Source organism: Eubacterium sp. 1001713B170207_170306_E7, assembly GCF_015547515.1.
Classification (GTDB): Bacteria; Bacillota; Clostridia; order Eubacteriales; family Eubacteriaceae; genus Eubacterium.
Genome location: NZ_JADMVE010000004.1, coordinates 198,941 through 211,892 on the forward strand (window position 1 = coordinate 198,941; position 12,952 = coordinate 211,892).

General features: G+C 45.2%; 23 protein-coding genes. 1 reads left to right on the forward strand and 22 read right to left on the reverse strand.

The features are described from left to right. Nucleotides 1-15: 15 nt before the first annotated feature. From I2B62_RS11510 to I2B62_RS11575, 14 genes are all read right to left on the reverse strand, one after another. The gene (locus tag I2B62_RS11510; protein ID WP_195269225.1) at nucleotides 16-660 is read right to left on the reverse strand and encodes a sigma-70 family RNA polymerase sigma factor; all 645 of its coding nucleotides are present in this window, start codon (nucleotides 658-660) and stop codon (nucleotides 16-18) included. Beyond that, entirely contained in the window at nucleotides 644-1,216 is a 573-nt protein-coding gene (locus tag I2B62_RS11515) for a replicative helicase loader/inhibitor (RefSeq protein ID WP_195269226.1), read from the reverse strand. The genes I2B62_RS11510 and I2B62_RS11515 overlap by 17 nt, the downstream gene beginning before the upstream one ends. After that, nucleotides 1,213-1,677, reverse strand: a complete 465-nt coding sequence (locus I2B62_RS11520; protein WP_195269227.1) for a hypothetical protein — start codon at nucleotides 1,675-1,677, stop codon at nucleotides 1,213-1,215. Before I2B62_RS11520 ends, I2B62_RS11515 begins: the two co-directional genes overlap by 4 nt. After that, entirely contained in the window at nucleotides 1,667-2,197 is a 531-nt protein-coding gene (locus I2B62_RS11525; protein ID WP_195269228.1) for a hypothetical protein, read from the reverse strand. Before I2B62_RS11525 ends, I2B62_RS11520 begins: the two co-directional genes overlap by 11 nt. Beyond that, a complete protein-coding gene (locus tag I2B62_RS11530; protein ID WP_195269229.1) occupies nucleotides 2,190-2,678 on the reverse strand; it encodes a hypothetical protein in 489 nt (162 codons plus the stop codon). Before I2B62_RS11530 ends, I2B62_RS11525 begins: the two co-directional genes overlap by 8 nt. 251 nt (nucleotides 2,679-2,929) lie before the next feature. After that, nucleotides 2,930-3,235, reverse strand: coding sequence for a type II toxin-antitoxin system RelE/ParE family toxin (locus tag I2B62_RS11535; protein WP_195269230.1), 306 nt, complete (start codon nucleotides 3,233-3,235; stop codon nucleotides 2,930-2,932). After that, nucleotides 3,225-3,491: a type II toxin-antitoxin system Phd/YefM family antitoxin gene (locus I2B62_RS11540; RefSeq protein WP_195269231.1), complete on the reverse strand. Its 267-nt coding sequence runs from the start codon at nucleotides 3,489-3,491 to the stop codon at nucleotides 3,225-3,227. Before I2B62_RS11540 ends, I2B62_RS11535 begins: the two co-directional genes overlap by 11 nt. A gap of 281 nt (nucleotides 3,492-3,772) precedes the next feature. Beyond that, nucleotides 3,773-4,117: a hypothetical protein gene (locus I2B62_RS11545; protein ID WP_195269232.1), complete on the reverse strand. Its 345-nt coding sequence runs from the start codon at nucleotides 4,115-4,117 to the stop codon at nucleotides 3,773-3,775. A 108-nt stretch (nucleotides 4,118-4,225) separates the two neighbouring features. After that, on the reverse strand, nucleotides 4,226-4,810 hold the full coding sequence (locus tag I2B62_RS11550; protein ID WP_195269233.1) for an accessory gene regulator B family protein: 585 nt from the start codon (nucleotides 4,808-4,810) through the stop codon (nucleotides 4,226-4,228). Nucleotides 4,811-5,127: 317 nt separating this feature from the next. Beyond that, on the reverse strand, nucleotides 5,128-5,457 hold the full coding sequence (locus I2B62_RS11555) for a hypothetical protein (RefSeq protein ID WP_195269234.1): 330 nt from the start codon (nucleotides 5,455-5,457) through the stop codon (nucleotides 5,128-5,130). Between the two features lie 94 nt (nucleotides 5,458-5,551). Then, on the reverse strand, nucleotides 5,552-5,704 hold the full coding sequence (locus I2B62_RS11560; RefSeq protein ID WP_195269235.1) for a cyclic lactone autoinducer peptide: 153 nt from the start codon (nucleotides 5,702-5,704) through the stop codon (nucleotides 5,552-5,554). Nucleotides 5,705-5,813: 109 nt separating this feature from the next. Next, nucleotides 5,814-7,121, reverse strand: a complete 1,308-nt coding sequence (locus I2B62_RS11565; protein WP_195269236.1) for a sensor histidine kinase — start codon at nucleotides 7,119-7,121, stop codon at nucleotides 5,814-5,816. Nucleotide 7,122: 1 nt separating this feature from the next. After that, entirely contained in the window at nucleotides 7,123-7,839 is a 717-nt protein-coding gene (locus tag I2B62_RS11570) for a LytTR family DNA-binding domain-containing protein (protein ID WP_195269237.1), read from the reverse strand. A gap of 161 nt (nucleotides 7,840-8,000) precedes the next feature. Continuing rightward, on the reverse strand, nucleotides 8,001-8,504 hold the full coding sequence (locus tag I2B62_RS11575; protein WP_195269238.1) for a hypothetical protein: 504 nt from the start codon (nucleotides 8,502-8,504) through the stop codon (nucleotides 8,001-8,003). A gap of 398 nt (nucleotides 8,505-8,902) precedes the next feature. Between I2B62_RS11575 and I2B62_RS11580 the strand changes: the two genes are divergently transcribed. Further along, a complete protein-coding gene (locus I2B62_RS11580) occupies nucleotides 8,903-9,058 on the forward strand; it encodes a DUF4177 domain-containing protein (protein WP_195269239.1) in 156 nt (51 codons plus the stop codon). Nucleotides 9,059-9,304: 246 nt separating this feature from the next. On the opposite strand, the gene I2B62_RS11585 is transcribed toward I2B62_RS11580, so the two are convergent. From I2B62_RS11585 to I2B62_RS11620, 8 genes are all read right to left on the reverse strand, one after another. Then, on the reverse strand, nucleotides 9,305-9,577 hold the full coding sequence (locus I2B62_RS11585; protein WP_195269240.1) for a hypothetical protein: 273 nt from the start codon (nucleotides 9,575-9,577) through the stop codon (nucleotides 9,305-9,307). Between the two features lie 23 nt (nucleotides 9,578-9,600). Further along, nucleotides 9,601-10,119: a hypothetical protein gene (locus tag I2B62_RS11590; RefSeq protein ID WP_195269241.1), complete on the reverse strand. Its 519-nt coding sequence runs from the start codon at nucleotides 10,117-10,119 to the stop codon at nucleotides 9,601-9,603. A gap of 25 nt (nucleotides 10,120-10,144) precedes the next feature. After that, nucleotides 10,145-10,558, reverse strand: coding sequence for a hypothetical protein (locus I2B62_RS11595; RefSeq protein WP_195269242.1), 414 nt, complete (start codon nucleotides 10,556-10,558; stop codon nucleotides 10,145-10,147). Between the two features lie 36 nt (nucleotides 10,559-10,594). Next, nucleotides 10,595-10,840, reverse strand: a complete 246-nt coding sequence (locus tag I2B62_RS11600; RefSeq protein WP_195269243.1) for a hypothetical protein — start codon at nucleotides 10,838-10,840, stop codon at nucleotides 10,595-10,597. 62 nt (nucleotides 10,841-10,902) lie between these two features. Further along, entirely contained in the window at nucleotides 10,903-11,166 is a 264-nt protein-coding gene (locus I2B62_RS11605; RefSeq protein ID WP_195269244.1) for a hypothetical protein, read from the reverse strand. Then, nucleotides 11,163-11,534, reverse strand: a complete 372-nt coding sequence (locus tag I2B62_RS11610) for a hypothetical protein (protein WP_195269245.1) — start codon at nucleotides 11,532-11,534, stop codon at nucleotides 11,163-11,165. Before I2B62_RS11610 ends, I2B62_RS11605 begins: the two co-directional genes overlap by 4 nt. A gap of 262 nt (nucleotides 11,535-11,796) precedes the next feature. Then, nucleotides 11,797-12,330, reverse strand: coding sequence for a hypothetical protein (locus I2B62_RS11615; protein WP_195269246.1), 534 nt, complete (start codon nucleotides 12,328-12,330; stop codon nucleotides 11,797-11,799). A 79-nt stretch (nucleotides 12,331-12,409) separates the two neighbouring features. Further along, complete coding sequence (locus I2B62_RS11620; protein ID WP_195269247.1) at nucleotides 12,410-12,949, reverse strand: DUF2284 domain-containing protein; 540 nt, start codon at nucleotides 12,947-12,949, stop codon at nucleotides 12,410-12,412. Nucleotides 12,950-12,952: the final 3 nt, after the last annotated feature.

Sequence of the window (12,952 nt, forward strand, 5' to 3'; positions counted from 1 at the left end):
GCACCTGCTTTCCCGCTACAGCTGTTTCAGATACGCCTCCTCCCCGAGCAGCTCCCGCTTCACCCTGTCCATCGCCCGGCTGCACTGGTACTGGACAGTGGAGCGGTTCTGCCCTCTTTCCAAAGCGATCTCGGCGTAGCTGATCCCCTCCATAAAATGCCGGCAGACGTCCTCATAGGTTTCCTGAACCATCTGTTTTCGCATCACCGCCAGCACCTTTTGGGCCATACAGCCCCTGATGGCCTGATCCTCTGTATTGCAGGCGGCCGGGAACCAGTCGATTTTCCAGCAGTCCTCCTCTCCGTCTTCCCCGGCCACCTTTTCATCCAGCGAACAGGCAAACCGCTTTCTCTCAAGCCCAATCCGCCAAATCCGGTTTAAAATCATAAACCGCAGGCGGTTTTTCAGGTAATGCCTGAAATAGACATGCCGGTAATTGACCACATCGAAATCCTCGATGGCCTCCAGGATCTGCAGGCAGGCCTCCTGGCACATTTCCACCCGCTCCTCCTTATGATAGAAGGAACGGTAAACCATGCTGTAAGCCATGGGCTTAAAGAGGTTAACCACTGCCAGCTTCATGGCCTTATCGCCCTTCTGGGCCATTTCGATAAAGCTCAGGATCTCAGCCTGATTATCCTGCTCAGTCACCCTGCCCATGACCGCTGCTCCCATCCGCGGGCAACAGGTCTTTGTGCTCTGCCAGCTCCCCGACCAAATGCCGCACATTTTCCGGCAGCTCCTCCAGGGCGCGCTGCCGTCCCCGGCAGGCCCGGTAGCTGCGCATAAAATTGGACTGGATAACCGAATGGAAGGTTCCCGCATCCATCAGAGCCCACTCCCGCAGGCTGGCCGGAGAGCCTACAATGCCGCGGATGTCCTCCGGCAGCTTCTCGAACTCCTCCTTGGCATACCAGGCCGAGTTCTTAACCGCCCCCGACAGCCGCTGCCAGGCCTCCATCTCCGAGAGCTCCGGCGCTGTGGTAAAAAGCCTCAGCTTGTCCAGCACCATGCCCACCGAGGGCGGAAAGCCCTTTCGGTCACTGGCGATAAAGGCCCGCACCGCGCCGGATACCAGCGGGTACTCATAGTCTTCAAGCATCCCCTGCCAGAGGCTGACCACGGTTTTCAGGTCCTCCTCGGACTGGTTGCTGTAATAGTAGGGATAGGCTGCCTTGATCACAGCCATAATTTTCAACGTTTCATTTCGGTTCACATTTCCTCCTCATTATTTAACATTTTTAAAAAAGGGTTCGTGGTTTCCTTTTGTCTCTTTTTGTCTGGTTTGTTTTGTTTATAGAATGCCGCGCTGCTGCCCGAACTGCCGGCCGCAGAACCGCCCCCACTGCTGCCCGCAGTGCCGCGCACCTCACGGACACGCCCAGAGACGGGGTGCATGTGGTATTTTGCCGGAATCTCCCCCGAGGCTCCCGGCACAAAATCAATGAGCCCCCTTTCCTTAAGCACCCTTCGGGCACCGAGGATACCGTTGTCCGACAGCCCCGAGAAAGCCCGCAGCGTCATATTCGGCGCGGTAAACCAGCTCTTCCAGCCACAGACACAGAGATTGTTGACCATCATGAGCCCGTGCCACAGGGATATCCGCCCAGAGGCCAGAGGCCTCAGCAGCAGATAATCCCGCATGGCGTTGAGCTCCGTCATGTAGTTAAGCCCCACGCTCCACCTGCTCCAGCATTTCCTCAAGCTTCTTGCAGCGGCGGTGCAGCTCAATATACGCGCGGGCCAGTGTCCCGGCCTCACAGCCGCATTCCTCGGCGGGGACCGGTTCCCTGCCCTCCTCATAGTGGTAAAGGACAGAGGTCCTGGCGCTCACCTTGTGAAGCATTTCCAGGGCGCTCACCTTTTGCTTAAACAGCTCCGCGGCCCATTCCAGCTTTTTCCTGTCCTTCATGAGCGGCAGCAGCACCTGCAGGCCGCGCAGGTTCACCATCCACATATGGCGGTGCCTTCCCCCGTAATACACCCGGCGCTTGCACTTGTCCTCCAGAGCCACCAGCGCGGCTATCTTGCTGGCCGAGGCGTATCCGAGCAGAGGCAGGATCGGGCTCAGCGCCAGCCATACTACCGGCTCTCCGCCGTAATTCATGGGCGGTTCAATGACCGCCGGTATGGCCTCAAGGCCCTGCAGCCAGATGTAATCATAACAGGTGGTGTCTGTAATGGTAAATCTATGCATAGCATTGTTTCCCCCAGGCCACAGCCTTTTCTTCCAGAAACTCAAGCGTAGCGGCCACACTCTCCGAATCCGCTTCCTCATCCAGCAGCTCTGCCAGACGGCGGATCCCCGCGATATCCGTTGTTGGCAGAAAATCGATCAGCTCCAGCTTGTGGGGCGCCGCCGCGATGCGCACAACCACGCCCAGCTCATCGTAGTGATCCGAGATAAAAGCGTCAATATCTTCTCGCTTTCCCATAAGCGCCGCCACCTCCCGGATATTGAAGTAGGGTGTGCCTTCCTTGCCATACACCACGGTTACCGGCTTCTCCGGCGCCCGGCCCACAAACACCGTGCGGTCATAATATGTCATTAATAATTTTTCATTGTTCATCTGCAAATCTATGAGCTCCATACAGAACAGCTGATCCAGCGTCGTAATAACCGGCTGATCCTTCAGCTCCTCCGGTTTGACAATACTCATGTTTATTTTTCGATTCATTTAATTGTTCCTTTCGGAACACCGGTGTTCTTTGTTTTTCAAGCTTGTAGGTGTATTATACCGGGCCCGGCCCGCCGCCGCAAACCGCGGGTTGGCCGGGTAATCCGTCAAAAAAGAGTAATATATGGCTTTTTATAAGGGTTTTTCGGGTATTATTTTGCACTTTTTCCATAAAAGCGCACCGACCCCTTTAAAACAAAAAATAAAAAAAACAGAAAGCCAAAGCTTTCTGCCAGATGTGGTTTCGTTATCTAATAGAATAATTTTGTATATTCCGTTTGGGTGTCCGCAATATGGTAAATAAAAACAGTATCCCCGATCAATCGGTAAATCGCAACCTGCTTTTTACAGATCACCATACGGTATCCTCTCTCATTCAGCCATCTATCTGGCGTCAAAGATCCCGAGTTTGGAAAGATCTCTAAACGTTCGAGGACATCCAAAATATGGTCTGCTACGCTAACGGCTATCTCCTCATTAAACTGAACCGTATAATAATCTTCTATTTTTTTTAAATCTTCCCAGGCTGTCGGCAGAATTCTCACTTTATACATCATTTATTCTCTTACGCAGCTGCTCTCTTGCCTCAGACAGGCTTAATGCTTTTTCTCCATTTAAACGTTCCTCTTCTGCCTGCAGCACCCGGGCCCGTAACTCCAAAATTTGTTCTCTTTTTTCAAAGGCGTCAATGCTCATCAAAACCATGTCCCCTTCGCCGTTCTTAGTAATATAAATTGGTTCTTTTGTTTCTTTGGCAAGACTTGAAATTTTCGCATAATCATTTCTAAGTGTGGCCGATGCTTTAATAATCATTTTTACACCCTCCTGTATCTTTTTTACGATATAATTATATCTTTATTTTTATATATTGTAAAGCGCTTTTTCCATAATATCCTCTGAACCCTTTATTCAGAACTCGCTTCCCGAGTACCGATCACAATAATAACTTGCTTTTTCATCTTTTCCCAAGCGCGGCCGCCAGCCGCTTCCCCTCCTCCAGCTTGCGCCTTATGGTGGCGTCCCGGTGCAGATGGCGCACGATCATACCGTTTTTAAGCTCCAGGCATTTCGCCTCCTTTACAGGCCCGGGGCCGTTAATTAATTAAATCCAAATTTACCCAGCTGTAGGCATACTTCTCCCCGGCTTTGGTCGATTTGGTCTTAATCTGGACAAAGGTGCATCCCGGACCGCGGTACATGGGCAGCAGCTGGCTGCCCGGCAGAAGTGCCCGGGCCGCCTTTTCCGCCGCCGCGGTGCTCACGATGTCCCATTCCTCCAGCCATTTTATAAGGGTGGCCTTACTCCGGTAGAATTCCAGCCCCCGCCAGTCCTCAAACCATACCCGCAGGCCGTGGCCTGCCTCCGGGTCTGTAAAAACCTCCACCCAGGCAATCCGGGTCTTTTCCTGAAGCACTGCGTACAAATCTTTTTTATTCATAATAACTCCTTCTCTCTTTATTTAGAGCAAAAAAATAACAGAAAGCAGAAGCTCTCTGTTGGCGGGTGTCAAGCATTATCCCAGTTTCAATATTTAATTAAAGCAAGCCTAAGCCTGCCTCCTTTTTCCATACAGCGCCGCCAGCGACGACAGCGCAACCGTCAGAAGCCCCAGGGCCGCTCCGGCAGGCGCCGCGTTCCCGGGCGCCAGGTACCAGCCCGTCATGATCAGGGCCGTTAATATCACCACAGTCAGCTTTGCCAGACGGCTCAGGCGCGCACGCTCCGCCCCGGTCAGCGGCTTATTCTCATGGGCCACCGGCGCTGTGAGCACAATGACCGGCACGCCCAGGACAAGCGCCCCCAGAATAACCGGCAGGTAGTAAAGCGGCGGCAGAAAGGTGATCACTGCCAGAAACACCGAAAAAATGACCGTAAAGCTCAGGATACAGAAAAAATGTGAGGACGCGTGGTACCCTCCCGCAGACTGCCGGAGCACCAGAAAGGTGAGGACAAAGCCCACGCCCCCGGCTACCTGACCGGTGAGGCCAATCAAAAGCACCACCACCGCCAGATTGATAACCGCAGACAGCAGGAGCTCAAAGCTGTAAATATAGACCTCCCGGTCCTCAGCGTCAATGATGCGGTGGTGAATGAAGATGGACGTTAGTTTTTGGGATAGGTTGTGGATCATGGGGGATCTCCTATTTTATAATATTTAATGCCAGAAATTCTGCTTCAGCTTTTCCAGGTCCGTATCAAAGCAATCCGATAATTCCTGATATTCTTCCACATCCAGCAAGGGTTTCCAGTCTATGAGCCGGGTTTCGCCTTTTTTGATAGACTAGATGATTTGCCAGGGAGTATGGTTGTTGTAAACTTTACTCATCTAATTTAAAAGTTCTTTCTGTTTTTTATTTCATCGTGTAAACAAGAGCAGATAGCATAGTTATAATGCTATCTGCTTTAAACAAAACACTTATTTATTCTGTCTTACAAAAATTCTTTAACTCAAGCGCTTCCTACTAGATTTCCACCATACAACACGGCAATATTATTGCCAGTAGTTACAGTTCTGATTAATTTAAGCCATCCTGAAACATAAGCTCCACCATACCATCCTTCTCTATAAAGACTAGTAGGAATATAGTCTCCTACAGAATAGTTCATCCATTCTTCATGATATACAGTAACAGCGATTCTTGGTTGTATCTCTCCAGTTTGTATTGTTGTTGTTTCTTCATTGGTTACTTTTTCATTTGCGAAAGCCGGCATCATTAGCGTCGTCATAATCAATAAAACAGCCACCAAAGAAACTGACAGTTTCTTACTTAGTTTCATTGTTTTTTCCTTTCTTATCATATTTTTTATATTTTTCCGTATATTATTTACTTCCCATTGGTATCACCCCTCTATCAAGTTATACATTTGAAACTTATTTTTTATATTTCGCCATTCTTTCCGGTTCTTTTGGCTGGTAGAATCCAAAACAAGCTGCAGCATTAGATGTAAAAATCCCCATTTCTAAAGCCAAAAATACAAACAAAGGACCAAACCGTATCAATGCTTTTTTTACTTTACTTTTCATTTTTACTACCTCTTTTCAAATTTCTATAAAAAAACTATCTTTAAATTAGGATAATTTAAAGATAGCATGATTTCGTTTTCTTATAAAGAGGGTTCGCAGAATTGACGGTTTATATCGCAGAATCAACAGAGTCTTTAAGGTTTAAATTGATCATCAGATAAAACCAGCCGTTTTTAACCTCATAATCCATCGTCCCATCATATTGTTTTGTTAACTGATATATTGTTTTAAGACCAAAGCCATGGTTCACCTGATCTTTTTTCGTTGTAATCAACCCATCTGAATCTTTGACTGGTTCTTTATCAATAGTATTTTTTATGTCGAGCAAAAGCATCCCCCCTGTTTTACGTAAGCTTAATATGATTTCCCCCTGTCCACAAGGCATTTTCTCACATGCCTCTAATGCATTATCCAATGCGTTTCCTAAAATAATACACAAATCCATCTCATCAACAAGTAACTCTTTTGGTAAAGAAATTTTCATATCAAACTGTATATTTTTTTCAAGAGCTTTAGTCTTTTTAACATTAACAACAGCATCAATTGCAGGATAGCCAGTACTGTAAGTAAGTTGTTTTATTGTGTGTATTTGCCTATCAACATATTGTCTAGCGGCATTTACATCTCCTATATCCAAATATCCTGAAAGTGCAATAAAAGCATTTTTCAAATCATGACGTATTTTTCTCATCTCTTCATTTGAGGATTCTAAACTCTGATAATAAGTACGTTGATTTTCGATTTGCTGCTTCAAAAAAAACTCCTTCAGGTTCTGTTCTTCAAGCTCTTCCTCCTTTTCAAAAAAGATAAATGAATAGATATTCCCAATAAAAAGGCCCGCAATCCCAATTAAACACATCATTATACTAAAAGGATTTTCCATATCACTAAAGCTGAGTAATTGATACAATAAAACAATACTAGCCAAAGGAAGTACTAAAAGATAAATAGTTTTTTTGATAAATAGTTTACTAAAATCTGTTTTGTTACGAACGTACACAAAACTCACAAAACATAAAATTAAAAACTTTGTTAAAAGATTGCCCATTAACATTAATTCAGCAGTAAAGCGAATCGTTTCGATATTTTCGCCACTTAAGAACATCAGTATGTATATAGCCAGTACATCACACAAAGCCATGACCACGCAGAAAACCAGCGTCGCAACTAAACTGATCTTTACAGGAACACGATAAATAAAAAACATCAAAATACAGGCTGCTGCAGTAAATGAAATTAAAAGCAGTGGATTTTTCACAAAGACAAGAGAAATCAAAATCCAAAGGCTTACCAGCGTGACTTCAAGCACAATCCAGCGCCGTTTAATCTTTTTCTCCCGTGAAAAGGCACGTACCCAATAATAAATCAAAACCGCCTCAAACACGGCCGCAAAGATTTGTACCCATATCTCCTTCATATCAAATGCCTACTTTGCTTTGATAGTCTAAATGAGCTTTTTTTGCTTCATTTTTATATTTTCTGCTGACCGGCAGCGGTTCTTCCCGATCTTTTAAAAACACCTTATCACTGAGGAACTTTTTAATATACTGCATATTAATGAGATAGCTCTGATGGATACGGATAAATCCATGGGCGGCGAGCCGCTTTTCTTCTTCATTCAGCTTGCCGACAATTTTATAATCTTTATCCTTTGTATGGATAATCACACTCCATCTTTGGGATTCTAAATAAATGAGCGCTGTTATTGGAACACTCATTCTGACACTGTTATACTCAAAATTATATTTTTGTTTTTTTAGAACATACTGTGCCAGCGCCCTGTCTATTTCCTCATGAAAAAAGGAATCATCTAAAGGCTTTTTCAGATATTGAAAAGCATCTAACCGAAACGCATGGGAAACATAGGCATCATGCGAGGTCACATAGATTAACAGAGTCTCCTCAAACACTGTTTTTAAACGGGCTCCGAGGGTAATTCCGTCCATATCCGGCATCTCAATATCCAGAAAGACCAGATCAAAAGGCCTTTTTTCTGCCGATTGTAAAAGCGCCTGTCCTCTTTCAAAAAATAAAATCTCCGGTTTAAACTTTTTATCCTTAAAATAATCCTCAAGCCGTTTTTTCAAGTCCTGTCTGAAATAGACTTCATCATCACACACACCAATTCGGAACATTTTTATGGCCTCCTCTCTCCGTCCAGCGATTTATGCTTTATTTTATTATAACATTTTCAACTTATAAAAGATATCGATATATTTTTTAAACACATTAAAAAAGACAGAAAGCCTTTACTTCCTGTCTTTTTTGACGATTCACCTGCTATTCAAACTAGCGTTTATGTCACTTTCTCAAAATAAACCCGCACTCTGTTATCCTCTGGCACAAGCTCGGCGCGATCCATATGGTATTCGATTCCCTGATCCTTAACCGATTCATTTAATGCTGACAGATCACTCTCCATTTTTTCTTTACATTCATCCCACGATTCATAGTATTTTAGAATATATACATCTTTGTTGACGCTTCTGTATGTGGCATCAACCTTTGAATCGGAGCTTGGCGCACCGTCTGTATAGCGTATGTCTGTTAGAACGATTTCTGCTTTATCCGGGTCCACAAGCGCGTTCATTGTCTCCAGATCCTTTTGGTATTCCGACCGGAACGCCTTGATATTGTCGTACTGTTTAAAAATCGCGTTCTGATTGTTCTCTACCTGTTCTTCCATGGTTTTTTCCACTTTGTTTTCCTTCTGCTCATCTTTTTTATTCAGCGTGCATCCTGACAACGGCAAAGACAAAACAAGCAATGCCAGCATTGCTGCGAACAATTTCTTTTTCATTTTTTCTCCCTTCTTTCGGGTTTTATCCCTAAAAATCTCGGGCACTCCCAAGCTTACTTTTTTAGATTAGACCTCTCCTTTTATTTTATCAAATATAACATGTTTTTACATGCTGTAAAAGATCCTTCGCAAAATTAACACTCTATCTCACAATATTGACCAAAATATTATCTTTTCAAACGGCTTTATTTCCGCTCAACCACATCCACATCCTTAATGAAGAAAAATCCTGCAAAGTATCTCAAATCAAAGTCTATTGACAGGGCTTTTTCCTTTCTGTTTGTGGCGGACGACAGGATAAAAGGGGAGGTTTATCATGCAACATTCAAGGAATACTATTGCATTCACCTCCCATGTACTGTATAATTAAAGCAAAATTTAGAATAGGAGGTAGTCTTTTGTACGAATACAAAGTTTTAACCTTAAGTGTTAAGGAAAGTGAAAAAACCTATAATCAACTTGCTAAAGAAGGCTGGCGAGTGGTTTCTGTAATATCGAATCTTGCCAAAGGAATGGGCGTTATCGCAACATTGGAAAGAACAATCAAAGAATAAAATCATATAAAATTAGTATAGTATTACAAAGCGGTTAGCCTTTTATTGATTAACCGCTTTGCATTGCTAAAAAGGACACTTTATTTGGTGTTCCAATTTATTTTATAGTCCTTAAATATAGCATTTATATGGATAATCGTTTTTTTGATATCAAATTTTGATAACCTAATTGATCAACCAACGCCTAATCGTTAAACCAACCCTCTATCCGCATCCCCCTTTCTAAAATTATTTTTCTCCTCTTTACTAACTTAGCTTTTCCTCTATTCTCCTGCAAAGAAAATGCCCGGCCATCACAATGACAAAAAACAAAACCACCGGAATAAAAAACTGAAAGAACACCACAAAGCCCGGCTGCCCCTTAAGGCCCATCCCGGTCACGCCAAAAAGCGCCTCATTAATTTGGTAAAGGGGCTTGCGGAGCCAGTGGAACAGCTGGTAGTTAATCATTATATCCACTGCAATAATGGCGCTGTAAACCACCCAGCTGATCCCTTTTCCGATTTTATCTCTTTCCATATGCCGCCTCCCTGCTCATCGCTTTAACTCTTTCCATCCACCTTTTCATAATAGGCCCGGACATTCTCCTGCTCTGGCACAAGCTCTGCGATGGTGGGCTTATAGGTGACGCCCTGATCCCTCACGCTCTCATTCAGGGCTGCCAGGTCGCTTTCTTTTAATGCGCCGTATTCTTCAAAAGAGTCGTAATACTTCAGCACATATTTATCTTTATCAATCATTTTGTAAGTTGCTTTTACTTTTGATGTATTTTTTGTCGCGGTCTGCAGATTCTCGTATTCAAGATTAGTCAGCACAATGTCGTATTTCTTTGGGTCCACCAGGCCGTTCATGGTTCTCAGGTCATTCTGATACACGGCTCTGAAGGCCTTGATATTATCGTATTCCTTAAAAATAGTGCTTCTGTTATTCTGAACCTGCTCCTCAATGCTCCTCTCGGACAGAGGGATTTCCTCGCTCTTATCTTCCTCTGCCGAGCAGCCAAAAAGGGATAAACAGCAGACAGACAACAACACAAGCACTGCCAATCGTTTCTTTTTCATTTTTTACCTCTCATCTCTTTAAACTCTACAGGGCTTTGGCTTTCTTCCAAAGGCTCTCTGCCAGAAGAAACAGGTAATAGCCCATCACCAAAAGGGATATGATCGTAAATGACGGCACCCGGACAAAGAACAGCAGCTTCACACCCAGTCCGCCCAAGCCAGTGTAATAGACCATCCAAAATACAATGGGAACCACGAAATTGACAGCGATTATTCCTTTTGCCCACTTTGTGCCATACACATTTTGGGGAATGGTATGCAGGCCTGCCAGCAGGATTCCAATAACAGGGTACAGCAACAGGGTAAAAATAAAAAGAAAATTTCCATAGGCCGGCATGGTGGCGCTCGGCCTGTAATACTCATACCAGTGCACAGTTACCAGTGCTAAAATGATATACGGCACTGCTGCCAGGTAGACGAAATATATTTTATTTTTCATGACGCTCCTCCAGACTAAAGCACGGTTCCCATTTTCCTACCACTTATAAAAACACGTCATCTGGTCCACAAAAAAGTGGTTGATAATGACCTGATTCTGGCCTACCTTAAAATGAAAGAATTTTTGCAGTTCATAAATATAAGGGAGGGTATTCCTGTCGGGTTTAAAATAAATGACTGAGGCAACCTCGTCGGGCATGTTTTCTCTCAGCCGTTCCCGGTATTCTGAAAAAAATTCTTCTGCGTAAGCTTTTGCCGGTTTGGATAATTTCTGGTACTGCATACGAGCATCTCCTTTCATATTTAAAAACACTTTTTGAGAGCGCGGTATTTTACACCCAGGGCTCAGGGTTCTTCGGACTTTTTCTTTTCGAGGTCCCACCGGTAGAACAGATAGATGAGCACCGTCACATTGATGGCAAGGGTCCAGGCTGGCACCATTTCCATTCCTCCCAGGTAACCCAGATACGCCACCGCGCTATTGCCTGTGACGCTGGACAGGGTCATAAAAATAAGGTTTGAGGCCGTACCAACCATAAAATGTAAATAGTAGGCGATCAGCGGCGACAGCGCGCAGAGGATCATCCCGTTTCGCATATACTTTTTCACGGCTGCTCCCCCTTTCTCAGGCTTATAACGAGCAAATACAGATAGTAACCAAAGAGCAAAAAAGAAACCGGATAAAAATAGCGGACGTCAAAGAAAACAAAAATCCGGAGGAAGCCCAGCAGAAAGAACCCCAGCAGAACGGCCAGATTGACAATAATGATGATTCGGGCACTTTTCTGGCGATAGGTGCTTTGGGAAATATCCATCAGGCAAGCGATCGCCAGGCCGCAGAAAATAAAAAGAATGTATTCCAGAAAGTAAAAGCTGTTCAGCGTGACGGCTGCGTACAGCTTCACATTCCAGTTGCAGATAACCAGGAGCAAAACAAAATACGGAATCAGCGCAATGCGGACAAGATCGGCTTTCATTTCGGTTTCCTTTCTGCCTTTTCAGGCCTTAAAAAACTTTTCCTTCAGTTTCAGTGTCCGTTTTTTGAGGACAACTGAAATCAAAATAAAGGCAAATTTGAATGAACACGTTTAAAATCAACGATAGCGCAACCGGTATTTAATTTATCTCCATTATATCACCTTTATCTTTGAAAAGATATAAGTAAAAAATGCAAATTTTTGTACTAAAAAACCACCGCCGGTTTTAAATAAAACCGGACGGCGGCTTGGGTTTTGCCTTTTATTCATAAATCTGGAGCAGCATGGGCACAAACAATATGCCCACGTCCCAGGGCTCATGGGCGATCCAGCTCAGCGGGATGCTTGACAGCAGCGCCTTCTGGGGCTTGGTCATGGACGGGTCGTGAATAATGCTTTCCAGGCTGTTTAATACCATTTTACACTCAACCTGCTTTTCCTCGGGCAGCTCTGACAGCATATTGTCAAAGCCGTCCCAGGCTGTGCCGTAGTCGGTCTCCCGGGTCAGCTCCGGGTCGGCGCCCTGAGTCTCGAAGGCGGCGGGATAAAGGATGTTATCCTCCCGGGCACTGCCCTCTGCCAGACGGCCCAGACCGGTATAGCGTCTGGTTTTCCGCTTCAGGAGCTGAAGAACCATCTCGTATGAGGCTGCTTTGGCTTCGCCGGTTTCAATGATCGAGAGGTCTGCGTATTTTTTTAGTAGTTCTGAATACGTGTTTTCCGAGTAATCTTCCAGATATCTGGCAAAAATACATTGCAGTATGTCCTGATAGACTGCTTTTTCCTGTGGCTGCATGTCCGGTTCCTCCTTGATTAGAACTGTTTCTATTATACAATGGTTTTACCCATTTCTCAAGCGGAACGGCCATCGGTGCCTAAAGATTGTATAAAACCAGGGAAAAGTAGGTCACAAGGTTCTGGCCGCAGTCGTAGCTCATTCCCTGCTGAGCTGCCATCTGCATGATCATGATGCCGTGGCTCTCGATGGTTTTAAAGGCCCGCTCGGGGTGGCGGCAGGGCGCGTCCGGGTAGGTGCAGTGCTCACAGGGGATACAGCCAGTGGACAGAATGAGGGGATTTTCGGTTTCGCGCCGGAAGATTTCGGCGATCTCGAAGGTGATGGCCTCATGGTCGCCTCTGGCCTCGACACAGGCCTTGAGGTCGAAGGAATCCGCAACCTCGGTTACGGTTGAGAAGAGAAAGGCATGGGTGTAGGCCTGGCACCCGGCAATGCAGTCCTCAATGCTGCCGATCACCGGCGGACAGACCCAGCGCCTGCCGTACATACCGCAGTCGTTCATCTCGCAGATGGTGCGCACGTCCTGGGTAAAGATGATATCCCTTACCGGGAAAAAGGCGTAGTCGTAAAGGGGCATTTCCCGGAGCTGTTCTTCAATTTTCGCTTGCTTGGTCACTTT